Consider the following 23,537-nt stretch of genomic DNA (forward strand, 5'->3'; position numbering starts at 1 on the left):
TCAACTGGAACTTCTACTACAGAGTATTCGATTGCTTGACCGTCTTTATAACGATCAAGGTCTGTGAACTCATAAGTCCAACCAGTTGCTTCTGAGGCTACCGCAGTCTTACCAGTGTCTTGACCATCCGCAAGAAGTTTCACTGTGATAGATGCTGGACGGATACCGTCTTGGTTCTCTTCATCTTTCCAGATCTTATGACCTTTTACAGATGTTTTCTCTGGAGCATGTGTATTGGTAACTGTGTACTTACCATCTTTGTACGTAGTAACCGTTGAGGTATATTCTTTCACAGCTACTTCTTTGACAGTATACTTGATTTCTTTACCATTTTCATACTTAGGAAGTGCTTTTGATTCGAACTTCCAACCAGTTGCTTCTGAAACTTCAATTTCTTGAACAACTTTGTCGCCGTTAAGAATTTGAACTTTCACTTTATCTGCACGTTTGCCGTCTTGGTTGTTGTTATCTTTCCACACCTTAGTTCCTGAAAGAACGACTGTTTCTACGTCATGAGTGTTTGTCACCACTTGACCAGTCACAGAGGCTTTATAGCCAGCTGGTACATCTACTTCATCGATAGAGTAAGTGATTTCTTTACCAGCTTCGTATTGTGGAAGATTTGTGAAGGATGCTACCCAAGTGTTAGCGTCGATCTTATCATCAGCTGTCAAGGTCAATTTCTTACCTTCAACAGCTACTGGTTTAGATCCATCTACAGATTTGAAAAGTTGAACTGTTACGGACTTAGGACGTTTGCCGTCTTGGTTGTTCGCATCGTTCCATACTTTTGTTACCTTGTAGTCGATTTCTTTTGGTGCATATTTGTTTGTGAGGGTAAAGTCTGTAATAGTTGATTCGTATTCGGCTACGGCTTCTTCTGTTACAGTGTATTTGATTTCTTTACCAGCTTTATATTTTGCTAATTTTTCGAATGTAGTAGTCCAAGTTCCATCTGCGGCTGCTTGAACTTCTTTCGATGCGACTTTCTGACCGTCTGCTAAAAGATTGATTGTAATCTTAGTTGGACGTTTGCCGTCTTGGTTATTGGCATCATCCCAGTTCTTAGTTGCTTTAATGTCAACTGTTTCTGGAGAATAGCTATTTGTGATAGTGAATCCTGATGCAGCGTCACCAGTAACCTTAGAAGTGTAACCAGGAACAGTTACTTCTACTACTGTGTACTTAATAGGTGTGCCGCCTTTATCAGCATCAAGGTCTGTGAAGCTTCCAGCCCAACCATTTGCTTCAGTCAATGTAAGTGTCTTACCTGTATCTTGACCATCCGCAAGCAATTTAACTGTGACAGAGGATGGGCGTTTACCATCTTGGTTGTCCTTATCATCCCATGCTTTCTTCACAGAAACTGAAGTTTTGGCTGGAGTGTATTTGTTTGTAAACACAAGATCTTTTGCTTCTTTTGAAGCTGTTGCTTTCAATTCAGTCGCACTTACTTTTTCAACCGTTACTTCAACTTCTTGAACCGTCTTATCGTAAGTGATCCCTGCTTCAGAGCCAGCAACTTCTGAGATAGTGTACTTGTGAGTTCCCACTTGGCTCTCATCATATGAGATTGGTGAGAAAGTAACACTTCCATCTGCAGCGTTTGTCACTGTTTCGACAACACTACCGTCTTCTTTCTTCAATTCGAAGCTGTATTTGCCTGCTTCAAGATCCTTACCTTCAAGAACTTTCTTAGCTCCAAGAGTTACACTTGTAGCTCCTGCTGGTGTGTAAGTATTCTCGAATGCTTTTTCATCGTCGTAAGCAACGGTTGCTTCAAGGACACCTTTACCATTGTCCGCTACAGTTACTGTAGCTGTGATGGTTTTCGTATCGTACTGGATACCTGTAGCAGTACCCGCTTTTTCAGCAATCTTATAAGTATAAGTGCCTGCTTTGTCGAATTCCAATTCTGAGAACTTAACATTTCCGTCTTTGTCATTCTTCACAGTTTCTTTCACATTGCCATCTTGGTCTGTCAAAGTGAACTCAAATTCATCAGCTTTCAACTCACGGCCTGTCAACTTCTTAGTCACTTCAAGAGTTGCTTTTGCTTTTGAAGTTCCATAGCTGTTATTGAATTCTTTGTCCGCTGGGTAAGTCACATTCGCATGAAGTTTTCCTTCGCCGTCATCTGTAACTTCTACTGTGACTTTAACTTCAAGATTATCGTAAGTCACACCATCAACAGTCTTACCAGCGTTTGTTTCAACAATGGTGTAGTTGTATGTACCAGCTTTAGTATATTCGATTGGGGCAAATGTTACTTTACCGTCGGCAGTGTTCTTCACTTTTTGAAGTTCTGAGCCATCTTCGTCATTTTTCAAGACAAACTCAAACTCATCAGCTTTCAAGGTACGACCTGAAAGAGCTTTTGTTACTTCAAGAGAAGCTGAAGTTTTTTCAGCAGCGTAAGTGTTTTCGAAAGTCTTATCATCACTTTCGTAAGACACAGTTGCAACTAGTTTACCAGTTGTTGCATCTGTTGTTACAGTAACTTTAACCTCTACAGGGTTAGCATCGTATGTGACACCTTTTTCAGTTGTGTTGGCTTTCTTCTCTACGATGTGGTAAGTGTATTCCCCTTCTTGGTCAAATGACAATTCAGCAAACTTAATGTTTCCGTCTGCATCATTTGTTACAGTTTCAACAACTTTATTTGTCTTGTCATCAAACAAATCAAATTCAAACTCGCCAGCTTTCATCGCACGACCTGTCAATTTCTTGATGGCAGATAGTTGGGCTTTAGCTGAAGCACGTTTGTTCTTAACAGTCTTAATAACCCCATCTTTACCTACGGTCACTTCAAATGGAGTTGAATCCAATTCATATCCCTTAGGAGCCTCAATTTCTGTAACAGTGAAGTTACCTTTTTTCACATCATCTTCTGAATAGACTGAAGATTGTGCTACTCCGTCAGCATTCGTTGTTACAGTTTCTTCAGTAGCAGTTGCACCTGATGGTGGTATTATCTTGAATTTAGCTCCAACCAAACGATCAAGAGTCTTTTCATCAACTTTATAAAGAGTGATTCGATATCCTGTTTTCAACTGGATAGTACCACCATCAGTAATCTGAGAATTACGAGAAACAATGAGTTTTGTTTTAGTCTCATCAGTACGAGAACTTAGCGGAGCATCGTCACCTTTTACTTCCGCGCTATTTCCGATTTTTGTTCCATCTCCCGGAGCCGTTGTCTTATAGGTTATACGGAATGAAGCAGGTTTCCCATTTGAAGCCTTTTTTGAAGAGGCATTACTAATCTTAATTTTGAAATCGGTATAAGAATCGTTCCACTCCACGGTGTAATCGACGCCCTCTTTCATAGGCTTTTCATCATGGAAACTATAGCGCTTGTCGTAATAGCCATATTTAATTTCTAACGATTCAGGAACAAATTGAGCTGGCGAATATCCATCCTCTAAAATAGAGTCATGGATTTCTAATGTATTATAACTTGCCTGTCTATCATTCACACGAATGATAAATGGATGGTGGTACTCTCCACTCTTATTTAAAAGTTTTGATTCCCAGTGCTCTTTCGTAATAATACCATTAACCTTTGCAAAGTTTGTTACACCAACTTCGTTACCATAATCAGGAGTACTAGGTTTTTTTGACTTAATTACATGCGTAATCTTGTCTTTTGTTTCAGTCGTTGGATAGGTAATGGTTGTTTTGCTTGTATCTTGTCTAATACTAAACCCAGTATAAAATGTACCTGAAACATCATTTACCTGAGTTCCACCTTTTTTAGCAAGATATGCTTTTAGGTTTTGCAAGGTCATGGTAACTTTACCACCAGCATTCTTCCCACTAGATACAACCTTAGCAGAGGCTACTGCAACACCTGTACTCTTGTCCGTAATATCAAACGTCTTATTCTCTACGGTCAATGGCGCAGGGATAGTAAAAGTAAAAGTATCGCCTTCCTCAAGCTTACCATTATAATTACTCAAATCAAAGTCTACCATGTACTTATAGTTAGGGTAATCGTTGTTCATGGTCAACTCATAGGTCCCATCAGCATTTGGTTTCTTTACACCACCATTATCGACATCCCACATTTGGACATTAGTGATAACATGTTGCAATTCCTTTGCTTGAACTGTATTTGTCAGAACAGCAGAACCTAATAAAACGATTAGTGGCGTTAAAATATAGAGCCACAATTTCTTAAATTTCATGACTTTCCTTTCTAAATGATTGAAATGGATTGAATAGTGCATCTTCTTCTCCCAGTAGGCAACACCCCTTTCAATCGCATGATTTGTTACACGACAACATACTTGTAACACTTGCTTTGAAAAATGAGTACACTATTATACTACATATCATTGAATATTTTTATTAAAATCTTGTAATTCACTCAGTTATTTATTTACACAGTGTCAACTTTTTTTGATATATTATTTCATGATACCATATAAAAAGTGACTATCCTAAGAATTGTCTGGAAATACTGACATAATAGGAATTTGCAAAAAGTAGTGGCTCCTTGTAACAATCTGTTATTTATAATAAATCTATGATATAATAGTCTTATAGAGGCTTTCAAATAATCATCTATTCAGTTTATTTATGCTAAAGGGAAAGTTTGGGTAATACTAAATCTAGTATTTTTAATATTTATAGATAGGAAGGTAAAGCTATGGCAAATAAAACTAGAGAGTTAATCTTAGGTGCTTTTATTACTCTTGCAAGGAGAAACCCTCAGCGAACTTCTTTTACCATGACTGAGATTGCTGCAGAAGCTGGTATTTCCCGCCAAGCGATTTATCAAAAGCACTTTAATAACTTTGAAGATATTATCGATTATATCCACAAGGAAACCGATCAACAGATCTTTAATAATTTTAACAACTACTGTCCTGAACGAGATGGCGATCCCATCACTTTCTTAGCAGACCACATTCTCCCTCTCATCTATGAAAAGCGAGAAGTCGTCGGTACCTTGTACAATTCTCAAGCCACCACTTGTTGGAGGGAGTTTCTACGTGAGAAATATTCTCAGTGGGTACTAAAAAATGTTAACTACCAGCTGAAATATAATTTTAGTGAAGAGGACATAGCCTATATCATTACGACAATGGCGATTTCATTCATTGAAGTGTGGATTCGTAAGGATAATCCAACACCACCTGAAGAATTTAGAGAGACTTTTATTCAATTGGCTAAGACTTCTCTCTGTGACTATATTGTGTCATAAGAAAAAGAATCTTGAGTTCTACTCAAGATTCTTTTATTGTCCACCTTTAAAAGCATCCACCATTACCTGAAATTCTTCATTTGTAAGAGTAATTCCCTTGCCCATTTTAGTATGGTCTGGGCTCCAAGCGCGAATGTCAAACTTTGCAGGGGCTCCATTAAAGCTGACGCGGTTGATTTCCTTGGTCCATCCTTTTTCATTTTCAGACAAGGTCAGTAAGTGTTCTTCGATTTCAAATGTAAATTCTGCCATTTTGTTCTCCTTTTTAGTTTTCATTAGATTATTCGAAAAATCTTGTAGTTTTTAAGAAAATTTTATATAATGTGGATATATAAGAAGGGAGGATTCTATGAGACAGGCATTCCAACTAGTTCTAGATAAACTACATAGTTTTCTCAATGGGAATGATGATCATCCTCAAATCGAGGACAACTCCCTCACCGCTATGATTGAACAAGCTATCCAGAAAAAGACGGCTGTTCATGTGATACTTGCTGAGACAAGTTTTACGGGTGATATTATCAAACACGACGCCAATCGCCAACAAATTATCGTCAAGAATTTTTCAAAAAACGTGACTCGAATCATTCGTATCAGTGATATTAAACGGCTTCGTTTCGTTCCCTCAACCGTACAAAAAGCTCAGAAAAGTCTATTTAAGAAAGAGTGAGATGTTCTTTGCATCCCACTCTTTTTCTTAACGGATTTGTTCAAAATGAAGATGAACGGCGATATGGTCGCCATAACCACTTCTCTCCAAATCGCGTTGCAAGCGATAAGAGATATAGTGTTCTGCGATTGTGATGTAGCCAGCTCCAAGTAAGCGGTGTTCAACCATTGATTGGATCATGCTGATAGTGGCACGTTCTACTTTTGCTTCTTCCAAGTCCAAAACGACTTTTTTAGTAACTTGTGCAAGGTTTTGGCGCAAATCATCTGTCAAAACATAAACGGTTTGAGCTGCCTTTAGGACAGCTTGGTAAATTTTATCTGGATCAAATTCAGCAATTTCTCCATTACGTTTGATTACTTGCATAAGGTTCTCCTTTATTCTTTGTTTTCTTTAATTTTAGCCAGCATCTTTTCTTCTTCGGCTGTTAGTTGATAGTTATCTAGCAGGTCAGGTCTGCGCTCGTAGGTTTTCTTTAGGCTCTCATACAGTCTCCACTGACGAATCTTTTCATGGTGTCCACTCATGAGAACATCTGGTACCACCATGCCTCGATAGTCATAAGGGCGTGTGTATTGAGGATATTCAAGAAGTCCCGAAGAAAAACTATCATCCTGGTGACTAGACTCCTTACCAATAACTTCCGGTATCAAGCGCACGGTCGCATCAATCATGGTCATGGCCGCCAATTCTCCTCCAGTCAAAACATAGTCTCCTAGGGAAATTTCATCGGTTACTAAGGTCTTGATACGCTCGTCATACCCTTCATAGTGACCACAGATAAAGATCAGTTCCTCTTCCTGAGCCAAATCCTCAGCGTAAGCTTGATCGAACTGTTTTCCAGCAGGATCAAGAAGAATGACACGGGGATTTTTCTTTTCAATAGCATCAAAGGCATCGAAAATGGGTTGAGCCCTTAGCAACATCCCCTGACCGCCTCCGTAAGGTTCATCGTCAACATGACGGGCCTTTTCAGCGTATTCTCTGAAATTATGATAATGGATATCCAAGAGCCCTTTTTCTCGAGCCTTCCCAACAATTGAGTGTTCCAGCGGAGAAAACATCTCAGGAAAGAGGGTTAAAATATCAATCTTCATCATCTAGTCCTTCTAAGATTTCCACTTCGACCTGCTTGTTTGGAATATCAACATTGAGAACTACTGGCGGAATGTAAGGTAAAAGCAAATCTCGCTTACCTTTTCGTTTGACCACCCAGACATCGTTGGCACCTGGTTGTAGGATTTCCTTGATAGTTCCAATCAAGTTGTCTCCCTCGTAAACTTCCAAACCAATAATTTCATGATAGTAGAATTCACCATCATCTAAATCGTTCAAATCTTCCTCAGCGACCTTGAGACTATAACCCTTGTACTTTTCAATCGCATTGATATGGTACATGTCTTTGAATTTGATAATGTCAAAGTTCTTATGCTTACGGTGACTTGCGATGGTCACTGTTTGAACAAACTGATCTTTTTCATCAAATAAAGCCAGCTCTGCCCCTTTTTTAAACCGTTCTTCTGCAAAATCCGTCACAGACAAGACTCGCATCTCCCCTTGCAACCCCTGCGTATTGACGATTTTCCCAACATTAAAGTAGTTCATCTTGTCTCCTGTACTCTCCTTCTTTCCATCTTATTCTGACAATTCTCGAATAATAGTCGCAATTTTTTCTGATTCTGACCATTGTAAATAATGGTGATTCCCTCCTAAAATGAGTTTAGCATTGGAAGTCCAATATTCTGATTCTCTGTACTCTTTTTCTCTATAAGGCTGACAAAAAATAAATACAGGGACATGAGATTCTATCGACAAATTCTCAAAATCTTCCTCAGTAATCTCTCCAGATATCTGAAATTCTGAATCTTGCTTTTTCAACTCTGACCCTTTTTCTTGCATTATTTTCCAGATTTCTTTATTGATTTCAGGACTAAATGTGGCTTGAGTTAAACTTTTAAAATAAAGTTCAGGACCACACTCCTCAATCAGCCTCATCTGCTCTTCCATTTCTGGATAAGGATTTTCTGAAAAATCAGCAAACATGACTTTTTTAGTTGTCGGTTCAATTGCTACTAAAGCCTGACACTTAATTGGCTTGTTGAGCAATTTGCAAGCTAAAATTCCACTCAAACTATGTGCACAAAGTATATATTCAGAAATCGCCAATTCTTCAAGTACTTCATAAACTGCATCTACAAGATTATCCAGATTTTTTCCAGCTTGGTCATGAATCGGACTTCTACCTGTGTTTGGAAAATCAATTGTCAAATAACCAATTGTGGGAGGAAGTTTTTCAAGTATAAGTGAAAAATTTTCATAACTTGGTAGCAAACCGGCGCCATTTAAACAGACAAGAACTTTCTTTCGCTTTTGATAAGTAACAGAGAGACTACCAATTTTCGTAGACACTTCAATCCTCTTCATAAAGAAATCCACTCATTCTATAACAATGATTTATTAAAAATCCTTATCCTTTATTTTATCACGTTCCAGGGATTTTCACAAGTTGAAGAAAGAGGACATCAACTCTCCTTCCCATTCAAAAATCCTTCCAAATCTCTTTCATGCTGGTACTTAATGGCAGCCTTCTTATCTTTGTCAAAAATGGCTTTGGTAAGATTAATATTATTGATGGCTGCAATTGCGACAGTATAGTGAATGATATCAGCCAGTTCTTTGGCAAGTTCCTCGTTTGAGTCCTGAACGCCCTCTTTTCGACCAGAGCGCCCATTCAAGACCTCGGCTACTTCTCCGACTTCCTCCACTAGCTTGATAAAGAGACCTTCCTCAGTCCGAGACTGCTGGTAATGTTCGAGTAAGTAGTCTTGTAATTGTCTAAACGTTAAATCCTTCATCTTCTCCTCCTCACAAAAAAGCGAGACATCCGTCCCGCTTTTTTTATTTTTCATCGATAACGATTCTTACTTTTTTGTCTTCAGTTGGGACAGAGTAGACAATCGTTCTTATCGCTGAGATAGTGCGACCCTTACGACCGATAACACGACCGACATCGCTCTGGTCAAGATCCAAGTGATACTCCAAAAACTCTGGTGTGTCTTCAATCTTGATAGTTAAGGCATCTGGTTGTGAAATCAAAGGTTTCACAATCGCAATAATGAGATTTTCAATCGTATCCATCTGTCAACCTACTTTAAACTTATTTTGAGAATTTAGAATCGTGGAATTTTTTCAATACGCCTTCTTTTGAAAGGATGTTACGTACTGTGTCTGAAGGTTGAGCTCCATCAGCCAACCATGCAAGAACGCGGTCTTCTTTCAAAGTTACTTGGTTTTCAGCAACAAGTGGGTTGTAAGTACCAACTGTTTCGATGAAACGTCCGTCACGTGGTGAACGTGAGTCTGCTACGTTGATACGGTAGAAAGGTTTTTTCTTAGAACCCATACGAGTCAAACGGATTTTAACTGCCATTTTTAAAGTCTCTTTTCTTATTTTTTATTTCGGTGAAATAGCTAAGCTATTTAGCACATGTTCTATTATATCAGATTTTTGACAGGTGTCAAGAAAAAAACTTGACAGAGTTTTAATTTTTTTTACTACTAGAAATTTTTAGTAAAATCTTTTACATTTGAAATCACTTCCCTTTTAAGGTACAATGGTAGAAATGAATTTTTGAGAGGTTAACAATGAAAAAACTAGCAACCCTTCTTTTACTGTCCACTGTTGCCCTAGCTGGATGTAGCAGTATCCAACGCAGTCTGCGTGGCGATGACTATGTTGACTCTAGTATCTCAGCTGAAGAAAGTTCTAAAGTGGCTGCTCAGGCTGCCAAAGATTTGAATGACGCTTTGACCAATGAAAATGCTAACTTCCCTCAACTTTCTAAAGAAGTTGCTGAAGATGAAGCCGAAGTCATTCTCCACACAAGTCAAGGCGATATCCGCATCAAACTCTTCCCTAAACTGGCTCCTCTAGCAGTTGAAAACTTCCTTACTCACGCTAAAGAAGGCTACTATAACGGCATCACCTTCCACCGTGTCATCGATGGCTTTATGGTCCAAACTGGAGATCCTAAGGGAGATGGTACAGGTGGCCAATCTATCTGGCATGATAAGGATAAAACGAAGGACAAGGGAACTGGTTTCAAAAATGAAATCTCTCCTTACCTATACAATATCCGAGGAGCTCTTGCTATGGCTAATACCGGTCAACCAAACACCAATGGTAGCCAGTTCTTTATCAACCAAAACTCTACAGATACCTCTGCTAAACTCCCTACAAGTAAGTATCCAAAGAAGATCATCGAAGCCTATAAAGAGGGTGGAAATCCTAGTCTAGATGGTAAACACCCAGTCTTTGGCCAAGTCATCGATGGCATGGACGTTGTTGACAAGATTGCCAAAGCTGAAAAAGATGAAAAAGACAAACCAACTACTGCTATCACTATCGATAGTATCGAAGTGGTAAAAGATTACGATTTTAAATCCTAAATAACCTAAAAANTACAGTATCCGCATTCGATACTGTATTTCTTTTTCCCTCATTTTTAAGTTAGCTTGTTAAAGTCCCAGATTTGGTCCATCCAGCCTTCATAGAAGTCTGGTTCGTGGCAAACCATAAGAATGCTTCCTTTGTATTCTTTGAGAGCGCGTTTGAGTTCATCCTTGGCATCTACATCCAAATGGTTGGTCGGCTCGTCCAGCACTAAAACGTTGTTTTCACGATTCATCAAGAGACAGAAACGAACCTTGGCTTGTTCCCCACCTGACAAGACTTGAATCTGACTTTCAATATGTTTAGTTGTCAAGCCACAACGAGCAAGGGCCGCACGGACTTCTGCTTGGTTAAGTGCAGGAAAGGCATTCCATACAGCCTCAAGAGGAGTTTGGCGATTTCCACCTTCTACTTCCTGTTCAAAGTAACCAAGTTCTAGGTAGTCACCGCGTTCGACTTCTCCAACGATTGGTGGAATAATACCTAAGAGAGACTTCAAGAGAGTTGTTTTCCCGATACCATTTGCCCCGATAATGGCAACCTTTTGATTGCGTTCAAAGGTAAGATTTAAAGGTTTGGTCAGAGGACGGTCATAACCAATCTGCAAGTCCTTGGCTTGGAAGATAAAGCGCCCAGGTGTACGAGCTGGCTTGAAATTAAAGGACGGTTTTGGCTTCTCACTTTGCAGTTCGATAATATCCATCTTGTCGAGTTTCTTTTGACGGGACATGGCCATATTACGCGTTGCGACACGCGCTTTGTTACGAGCGACAAAATCCTTGAGGTCTGCAATCTCTTTCTGTTGACGTTCATAGGCCGCTTCTAGCTGAGATTTCTTCATGGCATAGACTTCTTGGAACTGGTAGTAGTCTCCAGAATAGCGAGTCAATTGTTGATTTTCCACATGATAGACGATATTGATTACGTCGTTGAGGAAAGGAATATCGTGCGAAATAAGGACAAAGGCATTCTCATAGTTTTGGAGATAACGCTTGAGCCAGTCAATATGTTCAGCATCCAAGTAGTTGGTTGGCTCGTCAAGCAACAAAATATCTGGTTTTTCAAGGAGAAGTTTAGCCAAAAGGACCTTGGTTCTTTGTCCACCTGACAAGGCTGTTACGTCTGAATCCATACCATAGTCCATGACACCGAGAGCACGCGCTACTTCATCAATCTTAGCATCTAAAGTATAAAAATCACGACTCTCCAAACGATCTTGGAGTTCACCAACTTCTTCCATCAGCGCGTTGATATCTGCTCCGTCTTCCGCCATCTCCATATAGAGGTCATTAATGCGAGCTTCTGCTTTAAATAGCTCATCAAAGGCCGTACGGAGCACATCGCGCACAGTTTGGCCTTCCTTTAGCATAGCATGCTGATCCAGATAGCCAGCAGTCACATACTTAGACCACTCCACCTTCCCTTCATCTGGTAACATCTTACCAGTCACGATGCTCATAAAGGTTGATTTTCCTTCACCATTGGCACCGACTAGACCGATATGTTCTCCCTTGAGGAGACGGAAGGACACATCTTCAAAAATTGCACGGTCACCAAAACCGTGACTTAAATTTTTAACTTCTAAAATACTCATTCTAATTCCTTATCTTGTTTTTATGCAATCCTTTATAGAGGAGCCAAGCTAGATAGCCTCCTAGCGTATTGGTCCACAAATCATCAATCTCAAAGACGCGATTAAAATCAAAGAAAAAGTCTAAGACCAGCTGCGTACACTCAATTCCTAGACTCAGTAGAAAGCTGAGAAGGAGGATTCTTTTCGTTTGCCGCAAGTTTGGACAGAGATAGATCAGTTGAAAGACTAGTGGGAAAAGCAAGAAAACATTTAAAATGTTCTGCAAAAAGATCCAAATGACTTGTCCCAAACTAGTCACTTCACCCAGATTCCAAAGGGAGTTTAAGGGAGTTAAAAGAAAAACCAGGCGTCCAAAAGTTTGAATACCTAGAGTTTCCACTCCTGTAGGAAGTTGAGGCTGGGGAGTGAAGCAAAAACAGACAATGCAAAGACTGTAAATAGCCACTCCCAATTTCAAGATTAATTCTCTTTTTCTAGTCATTTTATGGATTTACCGCTGCGACTGCCTTCTGGCGGTCACGTTTCATTGTATTGGAGCGCAATTGTCCACAAGCTGCATCAATATCAGTACCATGTTCTTGACGAACAACACAGTTGACCCCTTTTTTCTTAAGGGTATCGTAGAAGGCCATCACGCGCTCTTTAGGACTACGGCTATACTGGTCGTGTTCACTAACTGGGTTATAGGGAATCAAGTTTACATAAGATAATTTCTTGATATTTTTGAGCAATTCAGCCAACTCCAAGGCTTGTTCTACTCCATCGTTGACTTCATTGAGCATGATGTATTCAAAGGTCACCCGACGATTGGTTGTTTCGATATAGTACTCAATAGCAGCAAAGAGCTTTTCAATCGGAAAGGCACGGTTAATTTTCATGATGCTTGAGCGCAATTCATTATTGGGTGCGTGAAGGGAAACAGCGAGATTGACCTGTACGCCTTCATTAGCAAAGTCACGAATTTTATGGGCCAAACCTGAAGTTGAAACTGTGATGTGACGAGCACCGATAGCCATCCCCTTGTCATCATTGATGGTACGGACAAAATTCAAAACATTGTTGTAGTTATCAAATGGTTCACCAATTCCCATGACAACGATATGGCTGACACGTTCGTCCTGACCACGCTCATCAAAGTATTTCTGAACCAACATGATCTGCGCTACAATTTCTCCGTTATTGAGGTCACGTTGCTTCTTAATCAAACCTGATGCACAGAAGGTACAACCAATATTACAGCCGACCTGAGTCGTCACACAGACTGACAAACCATAGTGTTGACGCATGAGCACCGTCTCAATCAGCATGCCATCTGGCAACTCAAAAAGATACTTAACAGTACCGTCAGCTGACTCTTGTACGATGCGTTGTTTCAATGGATTTACCACAAACTGATCATTGAGCTTGGCAATCAAATCCTTGGAAAGGTTGGTCATTTCCTCAAAGGACTGGACACGTTTACGGTAGAGCCACTCCCAGATTTGATCTGCACGGAATTTCTTTTCTCCTTGTTCTAATACCCATTCTTGCATGGTTTGACGTGTTAAACTATAAATAGACGGTTTCATCTCTTCTCCTTATTCTCTATCTATTTCTGACGAATGACAAAATGGCGCTGTCCCTTATCCTCTTTCTGAGACTTTTGATCCTTATGACGACGTCTATTTCGCTTATCCGCATTTGGTTTTCTCTTGTTTTGCGAAGGTTTCTTGCCTCTTCTAGGAAGGTTTTCCTCTTCCTTTTTACGCATTTTCTTGTCAAATGATGCACGCTTAGGTGCTTGGTTTTCTAGGACAAAATAAGCACAACCATAACTACAGTACTCTAAAAGATAATCCTGTAAGCGACTGATTTTTTCAATTTTTTCCTCTGTTCGGTCGTCTTTATAAAAACCACGTAGGCGGAGCTGTTCATTGCTCCAGTCCCCCACGACATAATCAAACTTGGTCAACACTTCTGAGAAGCGTTGATTAAAGACTGTCACATCGAAGGCATCCTTGATATTTTCAACCAAGGTAAAAGCAATCCCTTCAGTCTCAACCTTATCCCCATTTACATGAAATTCTGGGCCAGGAAACTTGTTATAGTTGTATAATTCAGGTGCAATTTCTTTACGCATAGTCTTCCTTTTCCACGATTACTTAACACTCTATTTTACCATAATTTCTAGCAGTTAGCACGTTTCTCATAAAAAAGAGAAGAATGACTCTTCCCTTCCTATTTTTTATTTAGCTGCTGCGAAAAGCTCATCTACTTTGTTCCAGTTAATGACTGAAAAGAAAGCTTTGATGTAGTCAGGACGCACGTTGCGGTATTTCACATAGTAAGCATGTTCCCAAACGTCTAAGCCCAAGATTGGTTTTTTGCCTTCTGAGATTGGTGTGTCTTGGTTTGCTGTTGAAGTTACTTCAAGCTTCCCTTCTTTGTTGACAACCAACCACGCCCATCCAGAACCGAAGCGAGTTGTAGCTGCTGCTGTAAAGGTTGCTTGGAACTCTTCAAATGAACCAAATGTTGCATCGATTGCTGCTGCAAGTTCTGCTGAAGGAGCAGTCTTTTCAGGAGTCATCAATTCCCAGAAAAGAGCGTGGTTCAAGTGTCCCCCACCGTTATTGATAAGCGCTTGGCGGATATCAGTTGGGATAGAGTCTACATCAGCAAGCAAAGCTTCAAGGTCTTCACCAATTTCAGGGTGTTTTTCAAGAGCTGCATTTGCATTGTTGACATAAGTTTGGTGGTGTTTGTCATGGTGCAAGTGCATTGTTTCTGCATCGATGTATGGTTCCAAAGCGTCATATGCGTATGGAAGATCTGGTAAGATAATAGCCATCTGTAATACCTCTTTTTCTTTCTATATGAAGATGATAACGCAATCATCCTCTTTTTTCAAGTTTTATGCTCATTACGCTTGGCTAGATATCTGTAACAGAGCTCTCTCAAAAAGGTAGCCTTTTTCATAGACACCTGCCTTAATCTGGTAGTCTGTTTCAATCAAATAAGAAATCGCTCGCTTGAGAAAATCTAAGGAAATCCCTCTCGAATCTCTCAGTGCAAACTTGATTTGATAAGGATTAGGATTGCGCCCCAAGTAAGTTCCCAGACTGCTTGCAATCTGCGAGTCCGTCTGACCAGCTTCTGATAAAATCTTCACCTGGGTAAAGGTTCGAAACTGTCCTAACATGACAGCTATGAGCTTGATCTCATCCTCCCCTTGCAAGGTCAAATCTCTAACCAAGTCACGCGCCTGGTCAATCTTTTTACCCAAGATAAACTGAGTCAAATCAAAAATATTGTCCTGCAGGGTCTTGGGAATAGCCTCGACAATATCCTTCTCCTCAATCACTCCGTCGGACTTATAAGACTGCAAAAAAAGGAGATTTTTCTGGATTTCACTAAATTGAAAACCAGACTTGATGAGTAGATTTTCAAAGGATTGCCCCACAAACTGCAGACCTTGTTTCTGGCTCCACTTTTGGAAATACTGGCGCAATTCTTGTTCCTTGGATTCAATAGCATCAAAGACAGTCGCATCTCGTTTGAGCAATTTGACCAGCCGTCTCTTACTATCCAGTTTTCCTTCCGCAAATATCAATAACTTGGTTGTTGGCGAAGGATCGTCAAGGTATGCCTCAAATGACTTGAGCTCATCATCTGTTAAAAAACGTTTCTTGGCAGTTGTAATATCGACAAAATGATCTAATATCACGATTTTCTCATCCGCAAAGAAAGGGAGACTAACCAACTCCAACTCTAAGTCTTTATAAGCTACTTCTTTCATATCAAAGTAAGCAAAATTGAGATCAGCTGGATCATAACCAATCTGCTTCAGCACTTGACTCTTCATAACTTCAAACTGACCCTGATCTGTCCCTGTAAATAGGTTCAAGCTAGATAGATTTGATAAAGTCAACTTCTGACTGTCTTCAATGGCTAGCATCTTCTCTCCTTTCTTCTGATTTTTTATTAAACTTAATCAATATAGCGCAATTTCCCACGGAAATCTTCTAGGTTCTCATAACCTTTTTCCGCCATGATTGCTTTTAGTTCATTGGTAATGCGTTCAAAAGCACCGACACCATCTTTGTGGAGCGTCGTTCCTACTTGCACCATACTAGCACCACAGAGGATATGTTCAAAAGCATCACGACCCGTTAGAACACCACCCGTTCCAATGATTTGGATTTGCGGATTGAGACGTTGGTAGAAGGCATGGACATTCGCTAAAGCGGTTGGCTTGATATACTCTCCACCAATGCCACCGAAACCATTTTTAGGACGAATGACAACCGATTCATCTTCTATATAAAGACCGTTTCCGATAGAGTTCACACAGTTAACAAACTTGAGTGGATATTTGTTGAAAATAGCAGCCGCTTGGTCAAAGTGAACAATATCAAAATAAGGTGGTAATTTGATCCCGAGAGGTTTGGTAAAGTAGGCAAATACCTCTGACAAGATACGGTCTGTTGTCTCAAAATCATAGGCAATTTGAGGTTTTCCTGGAACGTTTGGACAAGAGAGGTTTAACTCTGTCAGTCCTTTAAACTCACTCTCTTGAACTTTTTTCAAGATGGCATGTGTTTCTTCTGGAGACATGCCAACTAAAGATAGGAAGAAAGTACGGTTTGGCTCTTTTTTCTGCAAGTCCAAAAGATAGTCCAGATAGTAGTCTAAGCCATTATTTGGTAAGCCCATGGAGTTGATAGAACCAAGTGGAACATCCTGATAACGTGGTTCAGGATTCCCCTGACGAAAGTCCAAGGTCGCTGTCTTTGTGACAAATGTTCCTGCTGCTGAGTTTTTGACCCCTTCTAGTTCCTCTATCGTCATACAAGCCACACCCGCTGCATTCATCAAGCAATTGTCAAACTCAAAGCCAGCTATTTGTGTTTTCGTTGATACCATGATTCTGATCCTCCAGATTCCTTTTATTTCTAATATTATACCATACTTTAAGATTTTCTCTTTGAGAAAGTTATTTTTGCAAAAAACGTTCGTTTTTTACTGTCAGAAAAATAGTTTATTGTAAATTGAAAGAATTTTTAGAAAATTTCTGTTTTTTTCTTTACACTCAAAAAAAATTCTGCTATAATGGCTCATGTAATAAAATATAACAACAAAAAGGAGAACGATATGACATCTGCTAAAGACTATATCCAAAGCGTGTTTGCAACTGTGAAAGCTCGTAACGGGCATGAGGCTGAATTTCTCCAGGCGGTTGAAGAATTCTTCGGCACTTTGGAACCTGTATTTGAAAAACATCCTGAGTATATCGAAGAAAACATCTTGGCACGTATCACTGAGCCTGAGCGCGTGATTTCTTTCCGTGTTCCTTGGGTTGACCGTGAAGGTAAAGTCCAAGTCAACCGTGGTTACCGTGTTCAATTCAACTCAGCTGTTGGACCATATAAAGGCGGACTTCGTTTCCACCCAACTGTAAACCAAGGGATCTTGAAATTCCTCGGCTTCGAACAAATCTTTAAAAACGTCTTGACTGGACTTCCAATCGGTGGAGGTAAAGGGGGATCAGACTTCGATCCTAAAGGAAAGACTGACGCTGAAGTGATGCGCTTCTGCCAAAGCTTTATGATAGAATTGCAAAAATACATCGGACCATCACTTGACGTCCCAGCTGGTGATATCGGTGTTGGTGGACGTGAAATTGGTTACCTTTACGGACAATACAAACGTCTTAACCAATTTGATGCTGGTGTCTTGACTGGTAAACCTCTTGGATTCGGTGGTAGCTTGATTCGTCCAGAAGCAACTGGTTATGGTTTGGTTTACTACACTGAAGAAATGCTTAAAGCTAACGATAACAGCTTTACTGGTAAGAAGGTTGTGATTTCAGGTTCTGGTAACGTAGCCCAATACGCTCTTCAAAAAGCAACTGAACTTGGTGCAACTGTTATCTCTGTATCTGACTCAAATGGTTATGTCATTGACGAAAATGGTATCGACTTCGACCTTCTAACGGATGTGAAGAATAACCGTCGTGCACGTTTGACTGAGTACGCTGCTGAAAAAGCCACGGCTACTTACCATGAAGGTTCTGTATGGACTTACGCTGGGAACTACGACATCGCTCTTCCATGTGCGACTCAAAACGAAATCAATGGTGAAGCTGCTAAACGTTTGGTTGCTCAAGGAATTATCTGCGTATCAGAAGGTGCCAACATGCCGAGCGACCTTGATGCGATTAAAGTCTACAAAGAAAACGGAATCCTTTACGGACCAGCCAAAGCTGCCAACGCTGGTGGTGTAGCTGTATCAGCGCTTGAAATGAGCCAAAACAGCCTTCGCCTCTCATGGACCCGTGAAGAAGTTGATGGACGTCTCAAAGACATCATGACCAACATCTTCAACACAGCTAAAACAACTGCTGAAACATACGGACTTGGTACCGACTACCTTGCAGGAGCAAATATCGCTGCCTTCGAAAACGTAGCAAACGCTATGATTGCACAAGGTATTGTTTAATTAGTCAATACATCTTATCGGAGGACAAATGATGAACTTACGGCCAATGGAAGTGAGAGACAATTCAGCTGTAGCGCAGCTCATTCGATCCAGCCTAGAAGAATTCGGGCTTGACAAACCAGGAACTGTCTACTTTGATTCTCATCTAGATCATTTGGCCGACTATTATCAACAGCAAGAGAGAGCAGCTTACTTTGTTCTGGAAGATGAAGGACAGCTGGTTGGCTGTGGTGGCTTTGCACCTGTGTCCGATAAGATTGCTGAATTACAAAAACTGTATGTCACTAAAAATAGCCGTGGCAAAGGTTATTCCAGCAGGTTGATAAAGCGAATATTCCAGAAAGCCCGCCTAGCAGGTTATGAACAGCTTTATCTAGAAACCTCTACTGTACTGGCTACGGCCGTGGCAATCTATCAACACTATGGTTTCACATCACTGCAAGAACCACTTTCTAACGCCGCCGGCCACCCTGCTATGAATATCTGGATGATAAAATCCCTCTCATCAGATGAATAGATGTTAGTATACTCTGGTCGTCTCGAGGACATCCTGACCAAGAACCACAACACAGCTAAAACAACTTTTAACAATGTAGCCAAGGCTATGATAGTAAAGGTATTGTTTCAATTTATTTTTCAATCCCCAATCACTCTGATTGGGGATTTTTATATTGGTTTTAAAAAAGCCCACTATTTCTAATAGTAAGCTTAAAAATCAAAATTCACTTTACTTCTACTAAGGCAAAAGACAGGCATTCAACTATTTCATTTACTGCTTCATCTATGTCTAGGCCCTCATTATCATTCAACATCATTGGAAGAGCATAAGAAAGACTCAAAGCCAAAATATAGCGAACGATTCTTTCATTTGACCAATCTCGGATAACACCCTTTTCTTTAAACTGATTCAGAACTGGACTAATTGGCTTAATGATAGAGTGAACAATAACATTCCCTAACTGGTCAGAAATAGTTTTATCAATAAAAGAACGACTCAAGAGAATTTTAACTTGCATTTGATTCTCCTGAATGAAAACTAGTCTATCTCGAACAATGCTTCTTAAAAACACTGGAAAACTCTCTTGGTTTGCTGTAAATTTCTTCTCAGAAAAATCAGCAATCACATCTGGAATAACCTGTTCGAGAAAAGTTGACAGAATAGCTTCTAAGATGCCTTCCTTAGTTTTAAAGTAACTAAAAACAGTCCCTTCTGAAACTCCAGCCTCCTTAGAAATAAGGCTTGCTGTTGTATTCTCGAAACCAATTTCTGAAAATAACTTTAGACTTGATAATAACACTTGACGTTGTTTTAAACTCAAGTTGCTATTTTCTAATGTCTGAGCATACTTTTGTTCTAAACTTTCCATTGCTGGCACCTCTCTGCTACTCTCTTACTTTTACAACCTTCTTACCTCGAGTGTGTCCCGACTTCAGACTACGATATGCCTCTCTAACAGACTTTAGAGAAAAATCATAAACCTGATCAATATTCAGCCGAACCTTCCCATCTGAGACCATTTCAGCTAGAACTCTAAAATCATCATATGTGGAATGTCTCGGACCCGTGAACTGAGCTCCTCTTATCATAACATATGGTGAAGGTACTAGCGTTCCAATAGCCGTGCCCTTCAATCCCAAACTGAAAGCCAATTTAACATAATCACTTCCATAGCAATCCAAAAATTTTGTAATTGGCTTTGCACTTGCTGATAGAAGAGCATTCTGGATGTTCTCTTCGTAAGCTACTGGTATGGCACCTAAGGACTTCAGGTATTCTGAATTTTTCTTACTTGCAATTCCAATAACTGTCGCACCTTTAGCAACCGCATACTGTACTGCGATACTTCCAATACCTCCTGCTGCTGCTGAAATAACTACAACATCTTTAGAGTTTAGCTCAATCTTTCTAAAAGCACCTCCCACTGTTAGAGAGGCTACACCCATAGTAGCTGCATGGTTCATATCAATCATCTCTGGCTTCAATACAATTTCCGATTCATTGACACAAACTTCTGTTGCCAAAGCTCCCCTCTTGGTCCCCAATCCAGGGTCACTGATCATTGTTCCAAAAACCTTATCCCCTACTGCAAACCGACTTACTCCTTCACCAACTTCTGTGATAACTCCAGCAAAATCCCGACCAACACCTCTTGGAAAAAGAGATGATTTTGACTCAAACCAACGACTTGGTTGCTTTAGTTTCGTCATAAAAGATAGAAATCGGAGTGGCTTTGCACCTTCAAAAGTCTTATAATCAATAGGATTTAAACCAACAGCATGAACTTCTATCCTAACTTGATTCACTTTCAAAGCGTCAGATTTAATGTTCACTAAATCTAACACTTCTTCATCACCGAAACGACTATATTGTATTGCTTGAACAACCATTGTATGAACTCCTTTACACATCTAAAAAAATTGAGTGAGCACTCAATCATTTTTCTTAATTATATGCTTATTCCCCATAGATGTCAACTATACTGTTTCCAAAAGTTCTAACTAAGTTAGCTGTTCATGATAAAAATAGATCTATTTTTCCTTATGAAAGATTATCAAACTATAACTCAAAGAAATCCGACTGCTTATAAAAGCAGCCGGATTTTTATATATCTAATTTTTCAAAAAATTTGCCTGTTGACTGCTTTTCTTTTAGCTTCTCCAGTAGCTCATTCTCCAGAAAAGGACTTAGTTCGTCAAAGTCTTGACAAACCTTAAAAACAGTCTCTCTGTCCAACTGGTCATAAGCTAGTTCGCAATAGTCCTTATGATATTGCCAATTCTGCTCATAATTGATATCTGTTCGTTGATAGTAAACAATATTTTGCTTCGGTGTCAGGTAAATCTTCTGTGTTAGAATGCTTTTCCGATCTTTGGATAACTTGCTACGACTGAAAATCTTAACACCTTGAAAAATCTTGCGCTCATGGATACCTTGATTTATGACTTTTAATTCAACTCTTTTATAGTGCATATAGTCACCTCCAAAAATTACTTTCATTATATCAGACTCTGGCAGATTTACAAGCAAAAGTATCATTTCCAAAAATCTTTAGTAGCCTCTAAAATTTCTTCTGTCGGTGTTACTGTGGTCTCAATAATGCTCTTGCCAGTCTTTTTCAGATAGGCTTGTATCAGATGATAGCCATAAGCATAGCCTGCAGCATAGGGCATTCCAACCGGTATTTGACCTTGAATCTCAGCTATTTCATCACCGTAAAGATAAGGAGCCATTTCCGCCATCCCTGTTAGCTGAAGCTGACTTGAGATGATGGGCTTAATCTCTTCTAACTGCTCGGAACTAGTTGAAGTGACCCAGGATCCGATGAGCTCTTTACCATAGAGCTCAGCAGCAAAAGACTCTGCTAATCCTTCACTGACTACCCAGTCTGCTAGTGTCGTCTGCTGGTTCCATTTGATAAATTGGAAGCGAACATTGTGGTTGCACTCGTGAGCCAACGCGGCTTGCACACGTGGTAAAGTATAGTCATTCGGCAACAGACTAAGCATGAGGTATCCTGGAATTCCTCCATCTCCACTGTATCCCTTATTAAGCTGTAGCATAGGTTTTTCTGGATTGCCCAATAAAATAGTAAAATGGTAATCTTCAACCTCTAAGTCATAGCCAGCTTGCTTAAAAAGATCGATACTCCTCTTGATAGTATCCTGACAATCTTGCCAGAGTTGATCAGAGCTCAGAGCGTCAATAGCTGGTCTATCCTTTTCTGAGAGAGTTGCGGGCAACAGATTCATAAAACCAAGTAGAAATAGAGCATCAAAACCTCCAGGATACTTCGCTTTTAAAGGAATGTGTTGAGTTTGGTATTTCGTTGCAAAAGGTGCTAATATTTTGGCTCGAAAGCAACCTTCTCTCTTTTCTAAGGGTAGCTCTAGCATCTCTTGATAAACTTTATCTGAACGAATCATATTGATTTTCATAGTAATCTCCTTTCTTATCTACTATTAGTATAATCCCTTACCTAAGGTTAGAGTCAAGAAGAAAATCGAATTTCTATCAAGATTCTAGTAACTTTTGGAAAAAATGACATACTAAATCTTTCGTATCAGACTATAATTTCTAGGTAGATTTACCCTTTTTGAACAGAAAAAACCGCTAATCCTAAGAATAGCGGTTTAATTATATTTTTAAGCTACTAATGTAGTTGCTCTATTATTTAAGAGTAACAATTTGCTAATCTTATTTTCTCCCAGTATTAGTGGGTTAATTCCTCCATTTTCAACTTTGGCAGGAATTTGGTAGGTAAATTGATAATCCAAGATTATCTAAACTGCTTGTAATCTCTTCTGAAATTGTTGAATCACCTGAATAATACCAATGACTATATGTATTCAACGTGGTTGACTTATCAGCGTGTCCTAATCGATATGAAACATATAAAGTATCCTTATGTAACACATTTATAAGATAAGATGCATGACTATGTCTTAATCCTTTCCCCGTAATTTCTGGTACACCAGTAATCTTAGCATGCCTTTTTATTATCCTAGAAATTGTAGACTTACACAAGGGGGCACCAAAACGTGATATTACATAATCTTTATCATCATTCTTGATTTGAACTTCTCGCCACTTTTTAAGTATTGTAATCGTAAAATCATCTAAATCAATTTTACGATTCCCTGCTACTGTCTTTGTTTGTTGTTTAGCATACCATACACCGTTTTTGTCTTTCTCAATTGTCGAATGAACATGAATCCATTTACGTTCAAAATCAATGTCTTCCCATTTAAGAGCAATACCCTCACTAACTCTTAAGCCAGTCATAAAATATAACCAGATCGTCATGTAATTATGGAGTCCCTCATACTCACTAATATCGAAAGAGTTTATTACCTTCTTAAATTCATCAAATGTCCAAAATTTTGTATCAGGGTGCTTTCCTCTAGGATTATCTAATCCTTTAAAAGGAACTCTATCAATNTAACCCAATCTTTCTGCATAGCCCAGACATGCTTTAAATCTAGACCACATATTTTTAGCATAGTTACTAGAATACTTGTCTATAATAGCTAAGCGAAATCTCTCACAGTCAATAGTACTAATATCTGATAATTTTTTACTACCAAATTGCTTAATAAATAACTGATGATGTGGTAAAGCGGTCTGATA

The 23,537-nt window shown here is 39.5% G+C and carries 27 protein-coding genes; 6 read left to right on the forward strand and 21 right to left on the reverse strand.

Annotation, left to right across the window (positions count from 1 at the left end; genetic code table 11):
• A partial coding sequence (locus tag D8847_RS10660; protein ID WP_185757951.1) for a Cna B-type domain-containing protein occupies positions 1 to 4,190 on the reverse strand: 4,190 nt, incomplete at its 3' end.
• A 464-nt stretch (positions 4,191 to 4,654) separates the two neighbouring features.
• Here D8847_RS10660 and D8847_RS09125 point away from each other — a divergent pair.
• On the forward strand, positions 4,655 to 5,212 hold the full coding sequence (locus tag D8847_RS09125) for a TetR/AcrR family transcriptional regulator (RefSeq protein WP_125841330.1): 558 nt from the start codon (positions 4,655 to 4,657) through the stop codon (positions 5,210 to 5,212).
• 33 nt (positions 5,213 to 5,245) lie between these two features.
• Here the strand turns inward: D8847_RS09125 and D8847_RS09130 are convergent, their stop codons facing one another.
• A complete protein-coding gene (locus D8847_RS09130; RefSeq protein WP_000807427.1) occupies positions 5,246 to 5,464 on the reverse strand; it encodes a YdbC family protein in 219 nt (72 codons plus the stop codon).
• 97 nt (positions 5,465 to 5,561) lie between these two features.
• On the opposite strand from D8847_RS09130, the gene D8847_RS09135 reads away from it, so the two are divergent.
• The gene (locus D8847_RS09135) at positions 5,562 to 5,882 is read left to right on the forward strand and encodes a hypothetical protein (RefSeq protein WP_125841331.1); all 321 of its coding nucleotides are present in this window, start codon (positions 5,562 to 5,564) and stop codon (positions 5,880 to 5,882) included.
• A gap of 27 nt (positions 5,883 to 5,909) precedes the next feature.
• Here the strand turns inward: D8847_RS09135 and D8847_RS09140 are convergent, their stop codons facing one another.
• The 7 genes from D8847_RS09140 to rpsP form a co-directional block, all read right to left on the reverse strand.
• Entirely contained in the window at positions 5,910 to 6,248 is a 339-nt protein-coding gene (locus D8847_RS09140; RefSeq protein ID WP_001196045.1) for an ATP cone domain-containing protein, read from the reverse strand.
• An 11-nt stretch (positions 6,249 to 6,259) separates the two neighbouring features.
• Positions 6,260 to 6,979 (reverse strand): tRNA (guanosine(37)-N1)-methyltransferase TrmD, encoded by a 720-nt coding sequence (gene trmD, locus D8847_RS09145; RefSeq protein ID WP_125841347.1) that lies wholly within the window; start codon positions 6,977 to 6,979, stop codon positions 6,260 to 6,262.
• A complete protein-coding gene (gene rimM, locus D8847_RS09150) occupies positions 6,969 to 7,487 on the reverse strand; it encodes a ribosome maturation factor RimM (RefSeq protein WP_125841332.1) in 519 nt (172 codons plus the stop codon). Before rimM ends, trmD begins: the two co-directional genes overlap by 11 nt.
• A gap of 30 nt (positions 7,488 to 7,517) precedes the next feature.
• A complete protein-coding gene (locus D8847_RS09155) occupies positions 7,518 to 8,306 on the reverse strand; it encodes an alpha/beta fold hydrolase (RefSeq protein WP_125841333.1) in 789 nt (262 codons plus the stop codon).
• 98 nt (positions 8,307 to 8,404) lie between these two features.
• Positions 8,405 to 8,737: a MazG nucleotide pyrophosphohydrolase domain-containing protein gene (locus tag D8847_RS09160; RefSeq protein WP_125841334.1), complete on the reverse strand. Its 333-nt coding sequence runs from the start codon at positions 8,735 to 8,737 to the stop codon at positions 8,405 to 8,407.
• A 43-nt stretch (positions 8,738 to 8,780) separates the two neighbouring features.
• On the reverse strand, positions 8,781 to 9,020 hold the full coding sequence (gene kphA / locus D8847_RS09165) for an RNA-binding protein KphA (RefSeq protein ID WP_000379617.1): 240 nt from the start codon (positions 9,018 to 9,020) through the stop codon (positions 8,781 to 8,783).
• 19 nt (positions 9,021 to 9,039) lie between these two features.
• Positions 9,040 to 9,312, reverse strand: coding sequence for a 30S ribosomal protein S16 (gene rpsP, locus D8847_RS09170; protein ID WP_000268760.1), 273 nt, complete (start codon positions 9,310 to 9,312; stop codon positions 9,040 to 9,042).
• A gap of 215 nt (positions 9,313 to 9,527) precedes the next feature.
• On the opposite strand from rpsP, the gene D8847_RS09175 reads away from it, so the two are divergent.
• Positions 9,528 to 10,331, forward strand: coding sequence for a peptidylprolyl isomerase (locus D8847_RS09175; RefSeq protein WP_125841335.1), 804 nt, complete (start codon positions 9,528 to 9,530; stop codon positions 10,329 to 10,331).
• A 56-nt stretch (positions 10,332 to 10,387) separates the two neighbouring features.
• Here the strand turns inward: D8847_RS09175 and D8847_RS09180 are convergent, their stop codons facing one another.
• The 7 genes from D8847_RS09180 to D8847_RS09210 all read right to left on the reverse strand — a co-directional run bounded on the left by D8847_RS09180 (position 10,388) and on the right by D8847_RS09210 (position 16,834).
• Positions 10,388 to 11,929: an ABC-F family ATP-binding cassette domain-containing protein gene (locus tag D8847_RS09180; RefSeq protein WP_125841336.1), complete on the reverse strand. Its 1,542-nt coding sequence runs from the start codon at positions 11,927 to 11,929 to the stop codon at positions 10,388 to 10,390.
• 1 nt (position 11,930) lies between these two features.
• Positions 11,931 to 12,410, reverse strand: a complete 480-nt coding sequence (locus D8847_RS09185; RefSeq protein ID WP_125841337.1) for a VanZ family protein — start codon at positions 12,408 to 12,410, stop codon at positions 11,931 to 11,933.
• Position 12,411: 1 nt separating this feature from the next.
• Positions 12,412 to 13,497 carry a 23S rRNA (adenine(2503)-C(2))-methyltransferase RlmN gene (gene rlmN / locus D8847_RS09190; RefSeq protein WP_000804762.1) on the reverse strand — a complete coding sequence of 362 codons (1,086 nt, stop codon included), beginning with the start codon at positions 13,495 to 13,497 and terminating at the stop codon, positions 12,412 to 12,414.
• 20 nt (positions 13,498 to 13,517) lie between these two features.
• The gene (locus D8847_RS09195) at positions 13,518 to 14,048 is read right to left on the reverse strand and encodes a YutD family protein (RefSeq protein WP_001224366.1); all 531 of its coding nucleotides are present in this window, start codon (positions 14,046 to 14,048) and stop codon (positions 13,518 to 13,520) included.
• Positions 14,049 to 14,153: 105 nt separating this feature from the next.
• On the reverse strand, positions 14,154 to 14,759 hold the full coding sequence (gene sodA, locus D8847_RS09200; protein ID WP_125841338.1) for a superoxide dismutase SodA: 606 nt from the start codon (positions 14,757 to 14,759) through the stop codon (positions 14,154 to 14,156).
• A gap of 72 nt (positions 14,760 to 14,831) precedes the next feature.
• Entirely contained in the window at positions 14,832 to 15,866 is a 1,035-nt protein-coding gene (gene holA / locus D8847_RS09205) for a DNA polymerase III subunit delta (RefSeq protein WP_125841339.1), read from the reverse strand.
• Positions 15,867 to 15,898: 32 nt separating this feature from the next.
• Positions 15,899 to 16,834 (reverse strand): dihydroorotate oxidase, encoded by a 936-nt coding sequence (locus D8847_RS09210; RefSeq protein WP_125841340.1) that lies wholly within the window; start codon positions 16,832 to 16,834, stop codon positions 15,899 to 15,901.
• Between the two features lie 228 nt (positions 16,835 to 17,062).
• Between D8847_RS09210 and gdhA the strand changes: the two genes are divergently transcribed.
• From gdhA to D8847_RS10665, 3 genes are read left to right on the forward strand one after another with little or no spacing between them, the layout of a single operon-like run.
• Positions 17,063 to 18,409: an NADP-specific glutamate dehydrogenase gene (gene gdhA / locus D8847_RS09215; RefSeq protein WP_125841341.1), complete on the forward strand. Its 1,347-nt coding sequence runs from the start codon at positions 17,063 to 17,065 to the stop codon at positions 18,407 to 18,409.
• A gap of 31 nt (positions 18,410 to 18,440) precedes the next feature.
• Positions 18,441 to 18,926, forward strand: a complete 486-nt coding sequence (locus D8847_RS09220; protein ID WP_125841348.1) for a GNAT family N-acetyltransferase — start codon at positions 18,441 to 18,443, stop codon at positions 18,924 to 18,926.
• Positions 18,927 to 19,109 carry a hypothetical protein gene (locus D8847_RS10665; protein WP_185757952.1) on the forward strand — a complete coding sequence of 61 codons (183 nt, stop codon included), beginning with the start codon at positions 18,927 to 18,929 and terminating at the stop codon, positions 19,107 to 19,109.
• 22 nt (positions 19,110 to 19,131) lie between these two features.
• Here D8847_RS10665 and D8847_RS09230 read toward each other — a convergent pair whose 3' ends face one another.
• The 5 genes from D8847_RS09230 to D8847_RS09250 all read right to left on the reverse strand — a co-directional run.
• Positions 19,132 to 19,776, reverse strand: coding sequence for a TetR/AcrR family transcriptional regulator (locus D8847_RS09230; protein WP_125841342.1), 645 nt, complete (start codon positions 19,774 to 19,776; stop codon positions 19,132 to 19,134).
• A gap of 16 nt (positions 19,777 to 19,792) precedes the next feature.
• Positions 19,793 to 20,797 (reverse strand): NADP-dependent oxidoreductase, encoded by a 1,005-nt coding sequence (locus D8847_RS09235; RefSeq protein ID WP_125841343.1) that lies wholly within the window; start codon positions 20,795 to 20,797, stop codon positions 19,793 to 19,795.
• A gap of 214 nt (positions 20,798 to 21,011) precedes the next feature.
• Complete coding sequence (locus D8847_RS09240) at positions 21,012 to 21,380, reverse strand: EXLDI protein (protein ID WP_125841344.1); 369 nt, start codon at positions 21,378 to 21,380, stop codon at positions 21,012 to 21,014.
• Between the two features lie 62 nt (positions 21,381 to 21,442).
• On the reverse strand, positions 21,443 to 22,345 hold the full coding sequence (locus D8847_RS09245) for a DUF2268 domain-containing protein (protein WP_125841345.1): 903 nt from the start codon (positions 22,343 to 22,345) through the stop codon (positions 21,443 to 21,445).
• A gap of 298 nt (positions 22,346 to 22,643) precedes the next feature.
• A partial coding sequence (locus D8847_RS09250; protein WP_142999094.1) for a tyrosine-type recombinase/integrase occupies positions 22,644 to 23,537 on the reverse strand: 894 nt, incomplete at its 5' end.

Source organism: Streptococcus mitis, from assembly GCF_003942795.1.
GTDB classification, from domain to species: Bacteria; Bacillota; Bacilli; order Lactobacillales; family Streptococcaceae; genus Streptococcus; species Streptococcus mitis_BJ.

Coding starts and splice junctions, on each gene's coding strand:
- D8847_RS09140 (WP_001196045.1), bottom strand. CDS start 6,248: ATGCAAGTAATCAAACGTAATGGAGAAATTGCTGAATTTGATCCAGAT.
- D8847_RS09125 (WP_125841330.1), top strand. CDS start 4,655: ATGGCAAATAAAACTAGAGAGTTAATCTTAGGTGCTTTTATTACTCTT.
- D8847_RS09185 (WP_125841337.1), bottom strand. CDS start 12,410: ATGACTAGAAAAAGAGAATTAATCTTGAAATTGGGAGTGGCTATTTAC.
- D8847_RS09195 (WP_001224366.1), bottom strand. CDS start 14,048: ATGCGTAAAGAAATTGCACCTGAATTATACAACTATAACAAGTTTCCT.
- D8847_RS09180 (WP_125841336.1), bottom strand. CDS start 11,929: ATGAGTATTTTAGAAGTTAAAAATTTAAGTCACGGTTTTGGTGACCGT.
- D8847_RS09160 (WP_125841334.1), bottom strand. CDS start 8,737: ATGAAGGATTTAACGTTTAGACAATTACAAGACTACTTACTCGAACAT.
- D8847_RS09135 (WP_125841331.1), top strand. CDS start 5,562: ATGAGACAGGCATTCCAACTAGTTCTAGATAAACTACATAGTTTTCTC.
- D8847_RS09130 (WP_000807427.1), bottom strand. CDS start 5,464: ATGGCAGAATTTACATTTGAAATCGAAGAACACTTACTGACCTTGTCT.
- gdhA (WP_125841341.1), top strand. CDS start 17,063: ATGACATCTGCTAAAGACTATATCCAAAGCGTGTTTGCAACTGTGAAA.
- sodA (WP_125841338.1), bottom strand. CDS start 14,759: ATGGCTATTATCTTACCAGATCTTCCATACGCATATGACGCTTTGGAA.
- trmD (WP_125841347.1), bottom strand. CDS start 6,979: ATGAAGATTGATATTTTAACCCTCTTTCCTGAGATGTTTTCTCCGCTG.
- D8847_RS09155 (WP_125841333.1), bottom strand. CDS start 8,306: ATGAAGAGGATTGAAGTGTCTACGAAAATTGGTAGTCTCTCTGTTACT.
- rlmN (WP_000804762.1), bottom strand. CDS start 13,497: ATGAAACCGTCTATTTATAGTTTAACACGTCAAACCATGCAAGAATGG.
- kphA (WP_000379617.1), bottom strand. CDS start 9,020: ATGGATACGATTGAAAATCTCATTATTGCGATTGTGAAACCTTTGATT.
- D8847_RS09240 (WP_125841344.1), bottom strand. CDS start 21,380: ATGCACTATAAAAGAGTTGAATTAAAAGTCATAAATCAAGGTATCCAT.
- D8847_RS09235 (WP_125841343.1), bottom strand. CDS start 20,797: ATGGTTGTTCAAGCAATACAATATAGTCGTTTCGGTGATGAAGAAGTG.
- D8847_RS09175 (WP_125841335.1), top strand. CDS start 9,528: ATGAAAAAACTAGCAACCCTTCTTTTACTGTCCACTGTTGCCCTAGCT.
- holA (WP_125841339.1), bottom strand. CDS start 15,866: ATGCTAGCCATTGAAGACAGTCAGAAGTTGACTTTATCAAATCTATCT.
- D8847_RS09245 (WP_125841345.1), bottom strand. CDS start 22,345: ATGAAAATCAATATGATTCGTTCAGATAAAGTTTATCAAGAGATGCTA.
- D8847_RS09220 (WP_125841348.1), top strand. CDS start 18,441: ATGAACTTACGGCCAATGGAAGTGAGAGACAATTCAGCTGTAGCGCAG.
- D8847_RS10665 (WP_185757952.1), top strand. CDS start 18,927: ATGTTAGTATACTCTGGTCGTCTCGAGGACATCCTGACCAAGAACCAC.
- rimM (WP_125841332.1), bottom strand. CDS start 7,487: ATGAACTACTTTAATGTTGGGAAAATCGTCAATACGCAGGGGTTGCAA.
- D8847_RS09210 (WP_125841340.1), bottom strand. CDS start 16,834: ATGGTATCAACGAAAACACAAATAGCTGGCTTTGAGTTTGACAATTGC.
- rpsP (WP_000268760.1), bottom strand. CDS start 9,312: ATGGCAGTTAAAATCCGTTTGACTCGTATGGGTTCTAAGAAAAAACCT.
- D8847_RS09230 (WP_125841342.1), bottom strand. CDS start 19,776: ATGGAAAGTTTAGAACAAAAGTATGCTCAGACATTAGAAAATAGCAAC.